This is a genomic window from Undibacterium sp. TJN19, from assembly GCF_049339485.1.
Classification (GTDB): Bacteria; Pseudomonadota; Gammaproteobacteria; order Burkholderiales; family Burkholderiaceae_D; genus Undibacterium.
In genome coordinates, this window is sequence record NZ_JBMPPL010000102.1 from 1 (window position 1) to 237 (window position 237).

General features: G+C 54.9%; 1 protein-coding gene. It reads right to left on the reverse strand.

The genetic code is table 11. From position 1 onward, the window contains the following. The coding region (locus tag ACO0LH_RS28720; protein WP_422944566.1) for a hypothetical protein at window positions 1–237 on the reverse strand (237 nt) is incomplete at both ends.

Sequence of the window (237 nt, forward strand, 5' to 3'; positions counted from 1 at the left end):
AGGGACAGATCTTGTACGCCAGAGCCGTCAGCTGCTGCGCCGGAGGTGTCGATACGGTTCAGACCGCCATTAGCACCAACTGTGGTGGTGTCAAAGTTGATGAAGCCGCCAACTTTGCCTGCACCTGCTGCTGTACCGATAGTGACTGTGCCTGTATGGGAAGCAACGCTACCCAGGGCTACGGTGTTGTTTTCAGAATCAGCATCAATGATGGTGACGTTTTCAGACGCGCCTGTG